Consider the following 16,420-nt stretch of genomic DNA (forward strand, 5'->3'; position numbering starts at 1 on the left):
GCCAATTGAATATATCAATTCCATTATTTATTTAATGGTCAGATATATTCAACTAACTACGCTAATTTAAGGCTGATTATCTTATTTGCCGCCAAATAGGCCTCCAAGAAGGCTTCCTAAGCCACCGCCACCTTGTTGTTTTTGGCCGCCCATCGCACTTCCTGCGATATTCATTAAATCATTCATATCTAATTTGCCATCAGCCAAAGCACCTGCTCCTTGACTAAGTAGGCTTCCGAAATCAATACCGTTTGTTTTTCCACCTGTAATAGACCCCATTAAACCACCCATGTCAATGGAATCATCATTTGGGTCGTTTGTTTTGTTAATAAGCCCTCCTAATACAGATGGCAACATACTTCCAACTACTCCGGCAGCAGCCGAATTTGACAATCCGAATTTTTCCATAAGGTTGCCAACTACACTTTGAGCAATGCTTCCAACAATTGGATTCGACATTAAGTTGCCACCATTACCAGCACCTCCGCCGAGTAATCCGATTAAGCTTCCAAGACCACCTTGTGAATTCGCTTGATTTGAAAGTCCTCCCATAAGACCCTGCATTACTTCGCCCATAACACCTTCATTATGCTCATTTGGAACTTCTGGGTTTTGAACGACAGCACTTTGACCAGCTTGTTGAATAAGACCTTGCAATACTTCTAACATTTTTTTTTGATTTAATGGTTTTTAATTGGCACAATATTACTATTTTACTTACATTTTTTTCCAAATATATTGGAATTATTTTCGGATATTTGACACACAAACCATTGAAAGGTAACGAAAAGTACAAAAGAAATTTTACTAACCAAAAAAAGTGAGCGAAATCAACCAAAATTCAGAAAAAACACTTGTCGAAATTTTGACGAAAGGTGTCAATGGTCTATTATATCCGAGCGAATCAGATGAAAAAATAAAAGTAATTGATTGGCAAGCCGACAATCCTGCTCCTTTTGATACAATTCTTTTTAGGAAATATATTGGTGTGACACCAGCAGTTAGAGTAGAGGTTTTACCTTGGGAAAAATTTTTCGAATCAATAATCACTGAAAAAGAATGGTGGACTGATTTTGAAAAAGAAAGAGCAGCTAAATTTTTGAAAATTAAAGATTTAGTTACGGAAAACCTCATCAATATAGAGTATTTACGAGCTGGAAACAGAGTGGAATTTGAAGCCTACTTAATTGGACAAGATAATGAAGGGAAATGGAAAGGTTTGAAAACTTTGATAATTGAAACTTAGGCCTTTCATGCAGAGTCATAAAAAAGCATCAAGTTTAACTTGATGCTTTTTACATTATAAACTAACCTTTATTTCCTTTAGGAATTAGGGGTTATTTCACTTTGTCAACAACCGCTTTGAACGCATCGTAATGGTTCATTGCTAAGTCGGCCAATACTTTTCTGTTAAGTTCGATGCCTGCCTTTGCGAGTTTGTCAATCAAAACAGAGTATGACATTCCGAGAGGACGCACACCAGCGTTGATACGAACAATCCACAAACGACGATAACTTCTTTTCTTTTGTTTACGACCTGAATAGGCATAAACTAAACCTTTTTCAACGGCATTTTTCGCAACCGTCCAAACATTTTTTCTACGTCCGTAATAACCTTTGGCTAATTTTAGGACTTTTTTACGTCTCGCTCTTGACGCTACGTGATTGACACTTCTTGGCATTTTTTTGTTTTTTAGTTTTTTGACGTTGGCGGCTATTTTAATTAAGAATTGAGAATTAAGAATTAAGAATGGTTAGATTCTTCAACTCATAACTCATAATTCAGAATCGCAACGGTGAACCGTTCATAACTCTTTCGTTGCCATTTGTCGGGTGAAACATAAGCAGTATCAATTTTTGAACTGCATTTAACCATGTACTTTAATTTGAAATCTTAAAAACTGAATACGAAAATTTAGAAAAACATTCTTAATTCTACATTCTCAATTCTTAATTTATCAAATTACATACATAATAAGCCTTCGATACGGTCTGTATCTGCGGCACTTACAAGCGTTGCAGAAACCAAGTTTCTTTTACGTTTGTTAGATTTTTTTGTTAGGATGTGGCTATGGAAAGCGTGTTTACGCTTAATCTTACCTGTTCCTGTAATTTTGAAGCGTTTTTTCGCTCCAGAATTGGTTTTTTGCTTTGGCATCGCTAAAACATTAAGTATTGAACAAAAAGTAAATTGGGGTGCAAAGATACGATTTGATATTGAGTTTTCAAATTTTTTTGAAAATGTTTTCAATTATAAACTTGACTATCAGTGATTTAATTTTATTCAAACAAATTTCTCTCAAAAAACTCACACTTTTTGACTAAGTTTATGGTTGAAATACTAAAATTAAAACTTACCAAATCTGTTTTAATGCGAGAAATATGTAATGCCTAATCATTCTTAATTCTCGATTCTTTATTTTTAATTCTCCCAAAATGCAATTTTCTCACCTACATAATCATACCCAGTTTTCGTTACTTGATGGAGCTTCCGACATCAAAAAACTCTTCAAAAAAGCCCAAGCCGATAATATGCCTGCTATGGCCATTACCGACCACGGGAATATGTTTGGCGTTTTTGATTTTGTGTCAACAGCTGGAAAGTTTGGTGTAAAACCAATCGTTGGCTGTGAGTTTTATGTGGTTGAAGACCACCATCGTAAGCAATTTACGAAAGAGCAAAAAGACAAGCGTTTTCACCAGCTTTTGTTAGCAAAAAACGCTCAAGGTTATAAAAATCTCGTAAAACTCTGCTCTTTGGGTTATATAGAAGGTCTTTACGGTAAATATCCCCGTATCACGAAGGCCATGATTGACCAGTACAAAGATGGTTTGATTGCCACTACGTGCTGTATTGGAGCTTCTGTGCCACAAATGATTCTGAAAAAAGGAGAAGAAGAGGGAGAAAAAGAATTTCAATGGTGGCTGGATAGATTTGGGGAAGATTATTACGTAGAACTTCAACGACATGATATTCCTGAGCAAATAAAAGCCAATGAGGTTTTGGTGAAATTTGCTAAGAAATACCAAGTTAAGGTAATCGCCTCGAACGATAGTCACTACGTTGACCAGCAAGATTGGGTAGCTCACGATATTTTGTTGTGTGTAAATACCAACGAAAAATTTTCTACGCCTTCGGCCAAAGATTTTAATGATGATGAGGGCTCATCAAAAGATACTCGTTTTGCTTTCTACAACGACCAGTTTTATTTCAAGACTACGCAGGAAATGACCACGTTGTTTAGCGATATGCCCGAGGCTATTGATAACACCAACGAGATTGTTTCTAAGGTCGAAACCTTAAAATTGAAGCGTGACATCATGCTTCCCAACTTCCCGATTCCGAACGAATTTAAAATTCATGATGATGATGTTGCCAATCAGTGGGAATACTTGAAACACTTGACTTACGAAGGTGCAAGAAAACGTTACAGTGAGATAGGAGTGGAGGTGCAAGAACGCCTCGATTTTGAGCTATTCACCATCAAATCAATGGGTTTTGCAGGTTACTTTCTCATAGTTTCTGACTTTATAAAGGCTGGGCGAGACATGGGCGTAATGATTGGGCCAGGTCGTGGTTCGGCGGCAGGTTCGGCAGTGGCGTATTGCATCGGTATCACTAATATCGACCCTATCAAATACCAATTACTTTTTGAGCGTTTCTTGAATCCTGACCGTAAGTCAATGCCCGATATTGATACCGACTTTGACGATGAAGGTCGCCAAAAAGTGATTGATTATGTGGTGCAAAAATATACCAAAAATCAAGTGGCTCAAATCATTACTTACGGTACGATGGCCACTAAATCATCTATCAAAGATGTAGCCCGAGTTATGGAATTACCTTTGGCCGATGCCAATTATATCGTGAAATTGGTGCCTGATAAACCCGCCTATGGCATTGATTTCGAGAAAATGGTCAATTATCCACTCGAAGGAAAAGGCAGCTTGGCGGATATTGGTGTACAACCCGACGAGATTGAGAATGTTAAGAAGTTTAGAGCCATGTATAATGGTAATGACCTCACAGGCAAGGTTTTACAACAAGCTCATAGGCTTGAAGGAACGGTACGAAACACGGGTATTCATGCGGCGGGTATCATCATTGCTCCCGAAGATTTATTCAATATTTTACCTGTTTCAACTTCAAAAGAAACAGAATTATTGATTACACAATACGAAGGGAAAATTATTGAAGATGCGGGTGTAATCAAGATGGACTTTTTAGGTCTGCGAAACTTGACGATTATCAAAGATTGTCTCCGAATGATTAAAGAAAATCATGGGGTAGAAATTGATATTGATAATATTCCGCTCGACGATAAGCTGACGTACGAACTTTTTCAACGAGGCGAAACCAACGCAGTTTTCCAGTTTGAATCCGATGGTATGAAAAAATACATGAAGGAACTCAAACCCGATAGACTTGATGACTTGATTGCGATGAATGCCTTGTATAGACCTGGGCCGATTGCCTATATCCCTAACTTTATCAACCGTAAACACGGTAGGGAAGAGGTAAAGTATGATTTGGCCGATATGGAAGAGTTTTTGGGAGAAACTTATGGAATTACAGTGTATCAGGAGCAGGTAATGCTTTTATCGCAAAAATTGGCAGGTTTCTCGAAAGGTGATGCCGATGTTTTGCGTAAAGCTATGGGTAAAAAAGACCGTGCAACACTCGATAAACTTAAACCAAAGTTTATGGACGGTGCAATGGCCAAAGGACACGATGGAAAAACACTTGAAAAAGTGTGGACTGACTGGGAAGCGTTTGCCTCTTATGCCTTCAATAAATCGCATTCGACTTGTTATGCGTTTGTTGCCTATCAAACTGCTTATTTGAAGGCTCATTATACCTCCGAATACATGGCGGCCGTTATGACTTCCCAATTAGGAAATATTGATAAAATTACATTTTTCATGGAAGAATGTAAGGCTCTGGGCTTGAATGTACTTGGGCCAGATGTCAATGAATCTCAAAAGCAATTTAGTGTCAACAAGCAAGGGGATATTCGTTTCGGAATGGGGGGAATTAAAGGCTCGGGTGATGCGGCAGTTGATGCCATTATTGAGGAACGGAAGAAAGGTCATTTTACTGATATTTTTGATTTTATTACTCGTGTAAACCTACGAACAGTCAACAAGAAAACCCTCGAATCTTTTGCTTATGCTGGTGCTTTCGATTGCTTCACAGATTTGCATCGAGGTCAATTCTTTGATGAAACCGAAGGCACAACGTTGATTGAAAAAATTATCAAATACGCCAATAAATACCATGAAAACAAAGATGCTGGGCAAAATTCACTCTTTGGGAATATGGGTGGAGCATTTGATATTGCCAAGCCTAAAATTCCAGAATGTGAAAAATGGGGTGATATTCAGAAACTAAAGTTTGAAAAGGAGGTCGTAGGATTTTATATTTCGGGGCATCCGCTTGATGAATTTAGGCTCGAAATGCGTCGTTGTGTGCCGCTCGACCAAGTTTTTGACCCACTGAACGCTAATAAAGAATTTGCCATCGGCGGGGTTGTAACGAGTGTGATGCACAAGACCTCCAAAAATGGAAATCCATTCGGAATTATGAAAATTGAAGATTATAATTCAAGTATGGAAATGATGTTTTTTGGGCAAGACTTTGTTAATTTCTCTAAGTATATGCAAGTTGGATTGTTTTTATTCATTCGTGGAAAAATACAAACCAAATGGGGGCGTGAAGGTGATTTTGAGTTCAAGCCGCTCGGCATGGAATTATTGAGTGAAATCAGAAATAAACTATTCAAAGAAGTGAAAATTTCGTTGGGCTTACAGTTTGTAAATGCTCAGTTGATAGAGCAAATTCAAAAAACTACGGCTCGTTACCCAGGTAATTTTGACTTCAAAATGTCGGTTTATGATTCCGAAGAAAAAATGGATGTAATGTTGCTTTCTCGTAAGCAAAAAGTAGCTTCAACCAACGATTTTGTAAAAGAATTGAAAGAATTAGTTGGTGAAGAGAATGTTGTTTTAGCGTAAAAAGCACTAATTTGTTTTTTTCTCAAAAAGAAGTATTTTTACATCATATCTATAATAACAAAAAAATGTTAACAAGAGAGAGAGTAATAAGCGATATTAAAAATATGCCTAATGAATTTTCTATCGACGAACTTGTTGAAAGACTTCTCTTTATTAGTGCAGTAGAAAAAGGCATGGAGCAAGATGATAAAAATGAAGTAATGACCACTGAAGAATTAAAACTAAAATTGGGAAAATGATTAGTATTCATTGGTCAAATAAAGTTTTTGATGATATTCTTTTAATTAAAGAGCATTTGGGACATAGTTCAGAAGTTTTAGCCGATAGGTTTGTAGATAAAGTATTTGAGAAAGTTGAGTTGTTGAAGACTTTTCCTCAAATTGGCAAAATGGTGACAGAGTTTAATAGGAAAGATATTAGAGAGTTGATTTTTAAGCAGTACAGGATTGTTTATAGAATTAGAAATGAGGAGAAAATTATTCAGCATTCTTCTCGTCCGATGTCATACGAGTCAATTTTTGAGTAAAATCTAAGCATTTTTCTTATTGAAAAGGTAATTCATTTTGAAAGGAACTTTTATTTATTACTGTTTTGTTATCCAATCAATAAAACAAATTATAAATAATATTTTTATTTCCGAAGAGGAATTTACAGAAATGGCAGGTAAAGCAATTGAAATTACAGATGCAAGTTTTGCAGACTTAATCAAATCGGACACACCAGTATTAGTTGATTTTTGGGCAGAATGGTGTGGACCATGTAAAATGATAGGACCAGTTGTTGAGGAAATTGCTGGTGAATATGAAGGAAAAGCAATTGTTGGCAAGATGGATGTTGATGCTAACTCGAACGTTCCAGCAAGTTTTGGTATCCGCTCAATTCCTACTTTGATGATTTTTAAAGGTGGAGTAATGGTTGATAAAATTGTTGGTGCAGTGCCTAAGCATATCCTTACTTCAAAATTAGAAGCTCACGTTTAAGATAATTCTTATTATAGATTTAAGCCTCTGTTTTCATAGACAGAGGCTTTTTTGTTGGTGAATATTTATTAAGACTAAAAAATCATATAAAGTTTTGGATTAACTTTTGGGCTAATTCAGGAACCCCAACAGTAGCTGTTTCAGTAATAAAAGTCAAATTTTGATAGAGGTTTGAAACCTCGGGCATGTTGGGGTCAATGATATATTTTGGAGCATCGTCAGATACATAGCCTATCAATCCAGCAGCGGGATAAACTTGCATCGAAGTACCAATTACTACAAAAATATCAGCATTAAGGCATAAATCAGCTGCTGGTTCAATCATTGGAACCATTTCACCAAACCAAACTATATGTGGGCGAAGCTGTCCTCCATCTTCGGCCAAATCTCCAATTTCGATAGATTTTGCCCCAATTTCATAAATTAAATTATCGTTTTTTACGCTTCTTACCTTTGATAGTTCACCATGAAGATGCAAAACATTTGTTGAACCCGCTTTTTCGTGCAAGCCGTCAACATTTTGAGTAATGATTCTTACATCAAAGTATTTTTCTAAGTCAGCCAGTGCCAGATGGCCAGCATTTGGTTTTGCTTCAGCGGCCTTTGCACGGCGTTCGTTATAAAATTGTAAAACCAACTTTGGGTTTTTACGCCAACCTTCGGGAGTTGCTACTTCTTCGATACTATGATTTTCCCACAAACCTCCCGCATCACGAAATGTCATGATGCCACTTTCAGCACTAATGCCCGCACCTGTTAAAACTACAAGTTTCTTTTTCATATTTTCTTGTATTTATATGATACAAAAATGGCACAACTAATTATTATTTCTAATAAGTTGTGCCACATATTTTATAACGTGAAGGCATAATTCACCATTTACCATTTATCATTTACCATTAAAATCAACCATTTGCCAATTTCAAGCAATCTTCCAAAGTCAATGTTGCTGGGTCAGTTCCTTTTGGAATTTTTACGTTGCGTTTACCTGCTTTGATGTATGGCCCATATTGCCCATTAAGTACTTGAATTGTTTTATTTTCTTCAAATTCCTTAATTATTTTATTGCTTTCTGCTGCTTTTTTAGCTTTAATAATTTCAATTGCACCTTCAACTGTAAGTGTCGATGGGTCAGTTTTCTTATCAATATTATAATATTTATCGCCGTGTTTTACATAAGGACCGAATCTTCCTTTGCCGATATTCACGGCCAAACCTTCATAAATACCTAAATCTTTAGGCTGAGACAAATCATTACTGTTTCGCTGAATTGTTATTAGCTCAATAGCCCTCGCTTGGTCAATCAGATAAGGGTCTTCAGTTTTGTCAATATTATAAAATTTGTCGTTATGTTTGATATACGGCCCAAACTTACCGATTGAAACAATAATTGGTAAGTCTTCAAAGAAACCAACTTCTCTTGGGAGTTTAGGTAAATCAAATAATGCCAAACCCTCTTCAAGTGTGATAGTATCAATCAACTGTCCTTTTTTCAGACTTACGAAAGTTGGTTTTTCATCATCGTCTTTTTCTCCGATTTGCACGTACGGCCCAAATTTTCCAATCTTTACCGAAACCTTTTTGCCTGATTTTGGGTCGATGCCAAGTTCACGAGTTCCTGCTGTTGATTTTACATCTGATGCTTGCTCAATTTTACTGTGAAAGTCTTTATAGAAGTTTGAAATAATATTTTGCCATTCAGCTTTGCCATCGGCCACAATATCAAAATCTTTCTCAACTTTCGCCGTAAAATTATAGTCGATTACGGCATCAAAATTGTCAACAAGAAAATCATTAACCACCATTCCAACGTTGGTTGGGAACAGTTTAGCTTTCTCAGTGCCATAATTTTCTTTGGCCGTTCTTTCCGAAATTGCATTTTCTTTGAGTGTCAACTCTTTAAATTCTCTTTCTTTTCCTGGGCGGTCTTCTTTCACTACATAATTTCGCTTGATAATCGTCGAAATTGTAGGGGCATAAGTTGACGGACGGCCAATGCCCATTTCCTCAAGTTTCTTTACTAAACTTGCTTCAGTATATCGAGCTGGTGGTTTTGAAAAACGTTGAGTAGCTTTCATAATCGCCAAATCTAAAATCTGACCGATATTCAATGGAGGTAACATTCCTTTATTCTCCTCGTCTTCGTCATCGTTCGATTCGAGATAGACTTTCAAGAAACCGTCGAATTTAATTACCTCACCAGTTGCTACTAATTCTTCGTTGGTTGTAGAAATACCAATTGTTGCAATCGTGCGTTCAAGTTCAGCATCAGCCATTTGGGACGCAATCGAGCGTTTCCATATCAAATCGTACAAACGTTGCTCATTTCTATCACCGTCCACTTTTTCAGTACCAAAATCGGTCGGACGAATGGCTTCGTGGGCTTCTTGTGCCGACTCACTTTTGGTTTTATATTTACGAGTTTTGACATATTTTTCGCCATAAGCATTTTCTATCTGCGTTTTTGCTTTCTCAATGGCCTCATCCGAAAGATTAGTCGAGTCCGTACGCATATATGAAATCTTACCTGCTTCGTAAAGCTTCTGTGCCACGGTCATGGTCTGCAAAACTGAGAAGCCTAATTTACGAGAGGCTTCTTGCTGCAAGGTTGAAGTTGTAAAAGGAGCAGCAGGCGATTTTTTAGCAGGTTTTACTTCAAGATTTTTGATTGTAAAGATTGCACCTATACATTTTTCAAGAAATGCTTTTGCATCGGCCTCTTTTTCAAAGTTTTTGCCCAGTTCGGCATTTAGAACTTTGCCTTTTTCTACAATAAATTGTGCAACAACTTTAAATGATGATTTTGAATCGTGGGCATCAATTTCACGTTCACGGTCAACTATCACTCTTACAGCTACAGACTGTACACGTCCAGCCGAAAGATTGGTGCGTTCGCCAGTACGAATTTTTTGCCATAAAACTGGCGATAATTCAAATCCTACGAGTCTATCCAATACACGACGTGCTTGTTGTGCATTTACCAAATCCATATTTATTGTACGTGGATTCTGAATAGCAGTGGTGATAGCTTTCTTTGTAATCTCTCTGAAAACAATTCTTGGAGTTGCATCTGTCAAGCCCAATGCTTCTTTCAAATGCCAAGAAATAGCTTCTCCTTCTCGGTCATCATCGGTTGCGAGCCAGACTGTTTCCGATTCTTTAGCCAATTTTTTTAACTCACTTATCACCTTTGTTTTATCGGATGATACTATATAATTAGGTAAAAACTGATTTTTTACATCAATTCCTAATTCTTTATCAGGTAAATCTCTTACATGACCAAAACTTGACTTAACGGTGAAATCTTTGCCAAGATAACCCTCAATGGTCTTGGCTTTGGCAGGGGACTCAACTATAACTAAATTTTTCGACATCTATCCTGATTTTGATAATTTTGGCTCAAATATAAGCCTTGATTCATAAAACAACTATTTTCTGTGAAAAATTGCCAAAAAAATATCTTTTTTAATTGTTAAAACGATCGTTCGGATTACACAAAACTTTGCCCAAAAAGCAAAAAAAAGGTTTGTTGGATTAGATTTTGATTAAAATTGAGCTTTTTTTGATATATTTTTAAGATAATCGTCGTCAAAGGTTGTATTTACATTGCTTCTATTCTATTTTTGCAAGAAATCATTCCTGTAATTAATCATAGTTTCGTACTTTTGTTCAACTCATAATTACATCGAATTTCGGTAACTATAAAATCTTAAATTATTTTAACTAATGGCAGTTTTTGACTTAGATATGATTAAGAGCGTTTACGCTCGAATGCCAGAAAGAGTAGCCGCTGCTCGTAAGGCAGTTGGAAGACCACTTACTTTGGCCGAAAAAATTCTTTATTCGCACTTGTGCGAAGGTGAAGCTACTAATGCTTATGGCAGAGGTGTTGACTACGTTGACTTTGCCCCTGACCGTGTTGCGATGCAAGATGCAACAGCTCAAATGGCTTTATTGCAATTTATGTCGGCTGGTCGTCCGAAAGTGGCCGTTCCTTCAACTGTTCACTGTGACCACTTGATCCAAGCGAAAGTTGGTGCAACTGACGATTTAAAAATTGCTACCGAAAAAAATAAAGAAGTTTATGATTTCTTAGCTTCTGTTTCAAATAAATATGGTATTGGCTTCTGGAAAGCAGGTGCTGGTATTATCCACCAAGTTGTTATCGAAAATTACGCTTTCCCAGGAGGTATGATGATTGGTACTGACTCACACACACCAAATGCAGGTGGTTTGGGTATGGTAGCGATTGGTGTTGGTGGAGCCGATGCTTGCGACGTAATGGCAGGCTTGCCTTGGGAATTGAAAATGCCAAAATTAATTGGTGTAAAATTGACTGGTAAATTGAAAGGATGGGCTTCAGCAAAAGACGTTATCTTGGAAGTTGCAGGTCAGTTAACAGTAAAAGGTGGTACAGGTGCAATTGTTGAATATATTGGCAAAGGTGCTGATAGCTTATCGGCAACTGGTAAAGGTACTATCTGTAATATGGGTGCTGAAATTGGTGCTACAACATCTGTTTTCGGTTATGATAAAAAGATGGCAGCTTATTTGAAGGCTACTGGTCGTGCAAAAGTTGCTTCTTTGGCAAATGGTATCAAAGATTTGTTACGCCCTGACCAAGAGTGTATTGATAATCCTGAAGCATATTATGACCAAGTTATTGAAATCAATCTTTCAAGACTTGAGCCAAGAATCAACGGACCATTCACGCCAGATTTGGCTTGGCCGTTATCTAAGTTTGCAAAAGCAGTTATCAAAAACAAATGGCCTCAAAAATTAGATGTGGGTCTAATAGGCTCGTGTACAAACTCTTCGTATGAAGATATGACACGTGCTGCTTCGATAGCTTCACAAGCTGCTGCTAAAAATGTGAAAGCAAAAGCAGAATTCACAATCACTCCAGGTTCAGAATTAGTGCGTTTCACAGCAGAACGTGATGGTATCCTCGCTAAGTTTGATGCAATCGGTGGTGTTGTATTAGCTAATGCTTGTGGACCTTGTATCGGTCAATGGGCAAGACACGGTGCTGAAAAAGGTGAAAGAAACTCAATCATCACTTCATTCAACCGTAACTTTGCTAAACGTGCCGATGGAAATCCAAATACACACGCATTTGTGGCTTCTCCAGAAATCGTAACAGCATTTGCAATCGCTGGTGATTTGACTTTCAACCCTGCAAAAGATACATTAACTAACGAAAATGGCGAGCAAGTAAAACTTGAAAATCCATTTGGTGTTGAATTGCCTCCAATGGGCTTTGATGTAAAAGATGCAGGATACCAAAAACCTAAGAAAGATGGTAGCAAAGTAAAAGTAGCGGTAAGTCCAAAGTCTGATCGTTTACAATTACTTGAACCATTCAAAGCTTGGGAAGGAACTGACCTTTCTGGTTTAAAATTATTGATTAAAGCCAAAGGAAAATGTACAACTGACCATATTTCAATGGCTGGACCATGGTTAAAATACCGTGGACACCTTGATAATATCTCAAATAACCTTTTGATTGGTGCGATCAACTTTGTGAATGATAAAGCAAACACAGTTAAAAACCAATTGACAGGTGTTTATGGCGAAGTTCCTGCCGTACAACGTGCATATAAAGCTGCTGGCGTAGGTACAATCGTAGTAGGTGACGAAAATTATGGTGAAGGTTCATCACGTGAACACGCCGCTATGGAGCCACGTCATTTGGGTGTTCGTGCTATCATTGTTCGTTCGTTTGCTCGTATCCACGAAACAAACTTGAAAAAACAGGGTATGTTGGCATTGACATTTGCAAATCCTGCGGATTATGATAAAATTAAAGAAGATGATACTTTTGCTATCACTGGCTTAACTACTTTTGCTGAAGGTGTGCCTTTGACATTGGTAATTACGCACAAAGATGGTTCTTCAGAAGAAATCAAGTTGAATCATACATATAACGAAAGCCAAATTGGCTGGTTTAAGGCAGGTTCAGCACTTAATCTGATTGCTGCTGAGGCAAATAAGTAATATCAGGGAATAACTCCCTGTACGGAATGCCTCACAAGAAATTGTGAGGCATTTTTTTGTATTTATTGTTTATATTGAGTTACTTACAGCCAAAACTAATCACTTAAAAATACCTATTATCAGATGAAAAACTTTCAGATTATTACTGTCTTTTTTGTTCTTTTTACACTATTATTTATTTCAAATCAAAGTAATTCAGCCTCATTTAATAATGATAGTAAAGCAAGGATTGATGAAGGCATCAATGAGTTTGGTATATTAAAAGAAGTCGAAGATTCTGGATATCCATTGGCTACTTTGCACATCGAGTTTCCTGAACGTAAATTCTCAGAATATTTTACAATAAATCTTGAAGAAGTAAAAAATGTTAATATGGGGATTTTGAAGAAATGGAAGGGTAAATATGTAGCATTTACGTATAACAGCGATTTGACTAATGCCTTAGTCGATTTACAAATCAACGGAAAATCAGCGATAAATACTGAACCAATGGAGTTTAGTGATAATGTGCAGATGGTTGTAGGAGTATTGAGAGGAGCAACAAAAGTAACAGAAAGTGATTTACCAAGTACAATTTCGATTACCACTACTGATAATCAAAAACTATTATTCGATTATTACATAACCCCTGAAATGGTAAAAATCAATGGTCGAAAAGTAATGGCTTATTATGAAGAAGTTGTATCTAATACTATTACTAAGATTAGGGTTAGTAAATAAATGTATATTGAGGATTTATAAGCTTTGACTCACACAATATGAAGTTAATATTTGGTATTTTAAGCTACTTAATGTGGTTTTCCTTTTCTACATCAATGGCACAGCATCCAGATGATGTTGTGAGTGTTCCGAAAGTAAATTTACCAATAACTGTTGATACCTATCAAACCGATTTCGTTTTAAAATGGGATACACTTAATCAAGAATCTTTTGTGCATTTTCAAGTGTATCTTAAAGATTCTACTTCAAATATCATCATTTATAATTATCAAGATTTAGGGTATGTGGGTAGGGTTAACTTTAGAAATTTAATTGATAACCACCTTTATGTTTACAAAATTAGGGCATTTAATTCATTACGTGTAGGCGATACAAAAGAAACTAATTTACAATTTATCAATAAGAAAAGTATTGGAAATCGTACACTTAGTATGCCCATTTTTAATGTAAATAGATTCTGTAAAAATGATAATGTAAATTTTAATTTTACAACAACGGGTAATTGGTTTCCTAACTTTTATTACATCTTAGAAATGTCAGATGTTAATGGGAGTTTTGATAATCCGTTTGGTGTTATTCAAGTTACTTCCCCTGGGAGTTATAATTTTTCGCTGAGAAATGATACAATTTCTAAATCTGGATATTATAAATTTAGAATACGAACTACCTATCCCAACACATTGTATATAAGTGAGGAATCAGAACCAATTTTTGTTACTGCACTGGGAGGTGCATATATAAGTATATATCCTGAAATTTATGTACCTTCTGGTGGTCCTATTATAATATGTAACGAAAAATCTGTAAATATATATACCTTTACTAATATAGATGATGATGTTACAAAAAACTATCAATGGTTTCTGAATGATAGTCCAATACAGGACGCTACAAACAAACATTATTCTGCTTCGTTTTTATCCACAACGGCAAGGTATAGTGTGAAAGTATCAAAAAATGAATGTGTTGTTGAAAGTCTTCCCGAACAGTTATTTTCAACTAATGCCAACTCTTCTTATGTAATTGCTGACCGAAGAGCCAATTGTTATGATACTCCAAAAGTGCTTAGGTCTGAATATATAAGTAATTCAGCGAGCTATCAGTGGTATAAGAATAATCTATTAATACCTAATGCAACCGATTATCATTATACAGTTACTGAAAAAGGAATTTATGAGGTACAAGTTACCGATAGTGGATGTGAATTTGGGAGGGGTAAATTTGATGTTCAAATTAGCGATTCGTTTGATGCGATGATTTATGCTAATGACAGTATATTGTGTGGTAATGGAGGACAAAGAATTGTTATTCAGACAGAAACGTTACCAAATGCTAAGTTCCAATGGAGAAGGAATGGTATGAATATTACGGGCGAAAAACAGCAATATATCTTGGCAGACCAACCTGGAGTTTATTCACTTTCAATTGTAAATGGAGTTTGTAAAACTACTACGAAATCTATAAATATTGTCTCTACAAATAATATAGTACTGAAATTAACAGCTCCGTGGGGTACAACACTTTGTAATGGTAGGTCTATTTATCTTAAAATTGAAAACTTTTTGGATTATAGTTACTGCAAATGGTATCGTAATGGAGTTTTGATAACTAATATTACGAGTCAAGAATTATGGCTTAGTGAAACTGGAAATTATCAAGTCAAAATTGATATCGGGTATTGTGTTGCCGAATCAAATATCATAGCAGTCGTTTCATCACTTAATAATATAAATGCAAAGATAAAAGTCATTGATGATTCGCCTTTTATCTGTAATAATTACCCAATTACTTTATCATTTGCTGATGGATATACTAATCAAACTATTTTTAATTGGTATAAAAACAATAATTTAATAGCTACAAATTCGCCCAGTTTAACAACGAATGAAGTTGGAACATATAAATTAATCGTTCAATTCGGACAATGTATAGGAGAAAGTAATAATATAGAATTGAAAATAGATACAAGTAGAATTATACCTGTGGTGATTGATAATAGTCTTTTTCCAATCGTAGGTAAAATTGAGGTCTGTCCAAAAAACTCGATAAGGCTTGAACTCAGGAGTGGGATTACAAATATGGGACTCGAACGGAATCTTCAATGGTTTAAAGATGGAGAAATAATACCTAATGAAAACAGATTCGTTTTGTGGGCGGAACAACCAGGTAAATATCAGCTTAAAGCTACTGATTTAAATGGGGGATGTAAAAGTCAATCGAAGGTCTTTGAAATTGAACACATAAATCCACCTAAAGGTATTTTAGAATCAGATACTACCCTAATTAATTTAGGACAGCAAATTCATCTAAATTACGAAATCACAGGAGTTGGGAAAACTTACTATAAAATTGCTAATTACTTAGATAGTGTAAGCAACAATGTAAATTTATCGAAAGATATTTTTCCTTTAGAAACCAAAAATTATAAAATTGAATATGTTACTAACTGGTGTTCGTCAGGTGAGACTTTTGGAAACCATTATGCTAAGGTAATAAAGTGTCAAGATAAACATATAATAACTGAAAGCCTAAATGAGAATAATATATTGAATTTTCAGGCCAAAAGTGATATTGATGCTGTAAATAAAGTTTTTAGTGGTTCTAAAATCAACTATAGAGCTGGAAGCTCAATTTCGTTATTGCCAGGTTTTAATTCATATAAGGGGTCAATATTCAAGGCTGAAATAGGTGGATGTAATAATTAACCT

The 16,420-nt window shown here is 36.0% G+C and carries 13 protein-coding genes; 8 read left to right on the top strand and 5 right to left on the bottom strand.

Annotated elements, in window-relative coordinates:
* Positions 1-81 precede the first annotated feature (81 nt).
* Positions 82-669 (bottom strand): DUF937 domain-containing protein, encoded by a 588-nt coding sequence (locus ABR854_RS04250; RefSeq protein WP_350264119.1) that lies wholly within the window; start codon positions 667-669, stop codon positions 82-84.
* Between the two features lie 151 nt (positions 670-820).
* On the opposite strand from ABR854_RS04250, the gene ABR854_RS04255 reads away from it, so the two are divergent.
* Complete coding sequence (locus ABR854_RS04255; RefSeq protein WP_350264120.1) at positions 821-1,246, top strand: nuclease A inhibitor family protein; 426 nt, start codon at positions 821-823, stop codon at positions 1,244-1,246.
* 91 nt (positions 1,247-1,337) lie between these two features.
* Here the strand turns inward: ABR854_RS04255 and rplT are convergent, their stop codons facing one another.
* Both rplT and rpmI read right to left on the bottom strand, forming a co-directional pair.
* Positions 1,338-1,682 (bottom strand): 50S ribosomal protein L20, encoded by a 345-nt coding sequence (rplT, locus tag ABR854_RS04260; protein ID WP_064196411.1) that lies wholly within the window; start codon positions 1,680-1,682, stop codon positions 1,338-1,340.
* Positions 1,683-1,963: 281 nt separating this feature from the next.
* The gene (gene rpmI, locus ABR854_RS04265; protein WP_015030871.1) at positions 1,964-2,158 is read right to left on the bottom strand and encodes a 50S ribosomal protein L35; all 195 of its coding nucleotides are present in this window, start codon (positions 2,156-2,158) and stop codon (positions 1,964-1,966) included.
* 278 nt (positions 2,159-2,436) lie between these two features.
* Here rpmI and dnaE point away from each other — a divergent pair, with 278 nt between their 5' ends.
* From dnaE to trxA, 4 genes are all read left to right on the top strand, one after another.
* Entirely contained in the window at positions 2,437-6,015 is a 3,579-nt protein-coding gene (dnaE, locus tag ABR854_RS04270) for a DNA polymerase III subunit alpha (protein ID WP_350264121.1), read from the top strand.
* A 65-nt stretch (positions 6,016-6,080) separates the two neighbouring features.
* Positions 6,081-6,254, top strand: a complete 174-nt coding sequence (locus ABR854_RS04275; RefSeq protein ID WP_350264123.1) for a hypothetical protein — start codon at positions 6,081-6,083, stop codon at positions 6,252-6,254.
* Positions 6,251-6,541: a type II toxin-antitoxin system RelE/ParE family toxin gene (locus ABR854_RS04280; protein ID WP_350264124.1), complete on the top strand. Its 291-nt coding sequence runs from the start codon at positions 6,251-6,253 to the stop codon at positions 6,539-6,541. Before ABR854_RS04275 ends, ABR854_RS04280 begins: the two co-directional genes overlap by 4 nt.
* Positions 6,542-6,671: 130 nt before the next feature.
* A complete protein-coding gene (gene trxA, locus ABR854_RS04285; RefSeq protein ID WP_350264431.1) occupies positions 6,672-6,995 on the top strand; it encodes a thioredoxin in 324 nt (107 codons plus the stop codon).
* Positions 6,996-7,077: 82 nt separating this feature from the next.
* Here trxA and ABR854_RS04290 read toward each other — a convergent pair whose 3' ends face one another.
* The gene (locus tag ABR854_RS04290; protein WP_350264125.1) at positions 7,078-7,776 is read right to left on the bottom strand and encodes an SIR2 family NAD-dependent protein deacylase; all 699 of its coding nucleotides are present in this window, start codon (positions 7,774-7,776) and stop codon (positions 7,078-7,080) included.
* A 124-nt stretch (positions 7,777-7,900) separates the two neighbouring features.
* Complete coding sequence (topA, locus tag ABR854_RS04295) at positions 7,901-10,369, bottom strand: type I DNA topoisomerase (protein ID WP_350264126.1); 2,469 nt, start codon at positions 10,367-10,369, stop codon at positions 7,901-7,903.
* Between the two features lie 352 nt (positions 10,370-10,721).
* Here topA and ABR854_RS04300 point away from each other — a divergent pair, with 352 nt between their 5' ends.
* The 3 genes from ABR854_RS04300 to ABR854_RS04310 all read left to right on the top strand — a co-directional run bounded on the left by ABR854_RS04300 (position 10,722) and on the right by ABR854_RS04310 (position 16,417).
* The gene (locus ABR854_RS04300) at positions 10,722-12,992 is read left to right on the top strand and encodes an aconitate hydratase (protein WP_350264127.1); all 2,271 of its coding nucleotides are present in this window, start codon (positions 10,722-10,724) and stop codon (positions 12,990-12,992) included.
* Between the two features lie 123 nt (positions 12,993-13,115).
* Positions 13,116-13,712: a hypothetical protein gene (locus ABR854_RS04305; protein ID WP_350264128.1), complete on the top strand. Its 597-nt coding sequence runs from the start codon at positions 13,116-13,118 to the stop codon at positions 13,710-13,712.
* A gap of 95 nt (positions 13,713-13,807) precedes the next feature.
* Entirely contained in the window at positions 13,808-16,417 is a 2,610-nt protein-coding gene (locus ABR854_RS04310) for a 3-coathanger stack domain-containing protein (protein WP_350264129.1), read from the top strand.
* Positions 16,418-16,420 lie beyond the last annotated feature (3 nt).

The sequence above is a fragment of the Emticicia sp. W12TSBA100-4 genome (assembly GCF_040253585.1).
Classification (GTDB): Bacteria; Bacteroidota; Bacteroidia; order Cytophagales; family Spirosomataceae; genus Emticicia.